A 3,506-nucleotide genomic window follows, 5' to 3' on the forward strand; every position below is an offset into this window, starting at 1 on the left:
ACGAGGCGTAACGCCAACACCGGCAGACGATCGGTGATATCCTGACCCAAACGCGCAATCTCGGCGAGATCGGGATAGAGGAAAATGTCGCGCACCGTTTCGCCGGCAACGCGGCTGGCTGTTTCACCGCCTTTGTGGCCGCCCATACCGTCGCACACAATCACGAGGCTTTTCTTTTTGGAGTAGTAAAAGAAATCCTCATTCAATTCGCGCACGGTGCCGCGATCGGTCGCTGCCGCCATGAAAAGTTCCATTACCGCTTCACTGCCTCGCTTTAACTTTTAGCAAATTTGCGGCGGCTCTGGCGCAGCCAGAAATTGCCGAGATTCACCAAAACGATCATGCTGATTCCAAAGATTAATGCCGCCGTATACGTTCCCGGGCTGCGTTCAACATAGTTGAGCGCTGTGCTATTCATGGCATCGCCGAAACGCTGGCCCCAGACAATCGTACCTGCCGGAACCCGGCGGTTGGTGCGGAAATCATTTGTCGTGCCGTCGTAATTCAACAACAAAATATCAAGCGTGTTGTTCACGCCGGTGTCGGCCAGCAATGGCATATCCGCAGGATGTTTGACCACGGTATGATCTTCCCACAGCACGCTGCCGTCCTTGCCATTGAGAATTTTGACGACGCCCAACTCCTCGACATAAACAACATCGACGCTGCCGTCTTTGTTGAAATCGAAGAGCGCAGGTTGATGCAGAACTGTGCCGCTCGCAACGCGCCATAAACTCGTTTGCTGTTGACCTTCGCGCGCGACGCCGGAAAATGCCTGTAAGGTGCTGTCATCAGCCGCCGCTACGACATCGTACTTGCCGTCGCCGTTGACGTCGCCCAAACTGAAGGGAAAACTAAATTCCGTTCCAAAGCCCGCATAGCGCGCGATGTTGCTCCACCACAACTCGCGCGGCTTGATTTTACCGTCGGCAGTTTTCTCGGAAACATCAATGACAACCACATTGCCTTGCCGGCTTGAAATCACCAAATCAAGGCGTTTATCGCCATCGAGATCAGCCACCCCGACGGGATGGCGAATTTGATTGTCTTCATTATAACTGCCTTTGAGCTTGTTTAAGCTTAAATTGATATCCAGCGTGCCGGCGAGTTTTCGTTCAACGCCGTCGAAGATCAACACCAGGCCGCGATCAGTGCCGATCAAAATTTCATGATCGCCGTCGTTATCCAGGTCTGCGGCAGACAGCGGCGCACGCGCCCCGATGCCCATTTTTACCTCCACCCATTCCGGTTTGAAGATGCGGGAATAGCCCACTTCAAGCCTACCGTCTGCGCTGATGACGGCCACGTCGGGATTGCCGTCGTTATCGAAATGGCCGATAATCGGCGGGCCAATGATTTCAGTTTCAAAGAACGGGCTTGTCCAAATCTCCGCGCCATACATGCCGTCAATCGCGACAAGATGGGCATCCGCCGTCAATGCGACTAAATCGGCCTTGCCGTCGTCATTCAAATCGCCGGCCGCGGCGGGAAAGCTGTGATCCAACACGATGCTGCTAGTCTGCCATAATTTACGCCGGCTGCTGCCATCCGTCGCCAACAACGCGCCATCCGGTTTGGTAACGACTAGGTCCGGGTATTGATCGCCGTTGACATCCGCGAGCACAGGCTTGGGAGGAATTTTGCTGTCCGAGCGTACGAGCTTGGTGATGCTCTTCTCTTGGTCGGTCAAATCGAGCTTTGTATAGACCTTGCTTTGCACTTTGAAGGGAGAGGGGACATGCGTGGCGATGGATCGTGCTTGCCACGCCAGCAGGCAAAGTATCGCGCTGATAATGCTCAACGCCGCCGTACCGATGTTGATTGCAAGCGCGCGATAACGCAACCACCAGGCCCCGGCGCGCTTGGGATACGAAAAATCCCAATTGCCTTCCGCAACGAAGCGAAAAATCGTGCTTTGCTGATCACTCACAATTTCAACTTCATCGCCGGGCGTGATGAATAATTCGTCCGTTTCGCCCAGCAGATCTTGATTCAAGTAGGTGCGGCTCTTGCTGCGTTTGTCGCTCAGATAAAATTTGCTGTCGCGATACGAGATTGTGGCATGCCGCCGTGAGATGCTGGGATCGACTTCGCCTTTGCGATTTTCGCGAATAATGATGTCATTGAGCCGCCCGTCGCGGCCAATTCTGGTTTCTCCGAAATTGACTTGATAACGTTTGCCGAGATAGGGACCGTAAATCGCAAGCAAATAATACGGCGATTTTTCAACCTCACGGTTGGCTTGAAACGTTTCTTTCTCTTCTTCGGCGGAGACTTGTTCCAGAACTTCTGAAAGTTCTTTTTTTAGGCTATCCGCCCGGAATTCATCCGCCTCTTCCAATCGCTTGAGGCGTTCCTGATCGCTGGGCTCGTTGATATCGAAGAAGTGGGGCCGGTTCTGTTGACGATCGTCGCTGCCCAGAGCCGATTCGCCTTGCACGACATCAATCACTGCTTCTTTGACATCGCTCCAAAAATCATTAATGGCGCCGCTGCCGGCGTTTGCAGAGGAAAATTCCTGTGCTGATTCCAGGGGATTGCGAAAGACGAGTGTATGCTCGCCGATTTGAATGGCGTCGCCGTCCCGCACCTCGGTTTTCTCTTGAATCCTGCGATTGTTGAGGTAGGTGCCGAACGCGCTTTTCATATCGCGGACAAAGTATTGCGCGCCGTGCCGCTCGATCTGCAGATGCGTCATGGAGACTTGTTTGTCTGCAATAACCACATCATTTCCGGCTTCGGAACCGATGGTGAAGACGGAGTTCGTGCCTTTCAGTTGAAATTCGGCTAAGACTTCCGCTCTTTTTTTGAGAACCAGCTTTGGCATGATCGTATCTCCCTTCCCATGGAAGGCTGTGACATTAATCCCTTAACGCAATCAGGAAACAGGTTGTAGTTTGAACACCAGACGTTTATTAGTCGCGTTCACACGCAATTCTTTCACCGCCATGCGATAGCCAAATTTTTTAACCAGAAAGCGATAGTGGCCGGGCGGCAGTTTGCTCAACACCACGCCGGTATCATCGGTCTGGCCGAAAAATGAAGGATTGCCATTGGGTTGCGATACCGGTTGATAGCTGATTTGCACGCCGCTTAACGGGCTGTCATCATTTTCATCTTGCACCACTACTTCCATTTCGATTTTCTCGGCTTCCATACGCGCCACGGCGATGTTGCCGCTGGCCGGAATGGTTAGCGTGTAATCTTGATAACCCTCTTTGGATAGGATGGCCGTATAGGCATAAGGCAGCAGCGTCACCTCGCAGGGCGTGGTCGAGCGTGTCCGCACTTTTTGTGCGCCGGAAACCAATTCCACCACCTTCGCGCCAATGTCATTGTCGCCCGGATCCGAAACATCCTTGGCAAAAATGCGCACGACGCGCGACAATACTTCGTTGTAGGTGGAGGGCGTGCTGGGATCAATCGTGATCGTCAGAGATTTTGCCAGAAAGCCCGGCTTTTGCAGGGTAATCGTATGCGTGCCGGTGGATAGCAGAACTTCGCTG

Annotated in this window: 2 protein-coding genes; both read right to left on the reverse strand. The window is 53.0% G+C overall.

All coding sequences use genetic code 11. The features are described 5' to 3' along the window. Positions 1–242 (reverse strand): hypothetical protein (locus FBQ85_28060; protein MDL1878988.1); only part of this gene is annotated, 242 nt, incomplete at its 3' end. Between the two features lie 32 nt (positions 243–274). Then, positions 275–2,827, reverse strand: a complete 2,553-nt coding sequence (locus FBQ85_28065) for an FHA domain-containing protein (protein MDL1878989.1) — start codon at positions 2,825–2,827, stop codon at positions 275–277. Between the last annotated feature and the right edge of the window lie 679 nt (positions 2,828–3,506).

It is taken from the genome of Cytophagia bacterium CHB2 (assembly GCA_030263535.1).
Classification (GTDB): domain Bacteria; phylum Zhuqueibacterota; class Zhuqueibacteria; order Zhuqueibacterales; family Zhuqueibacteraceae; genus Coneutiohabitans.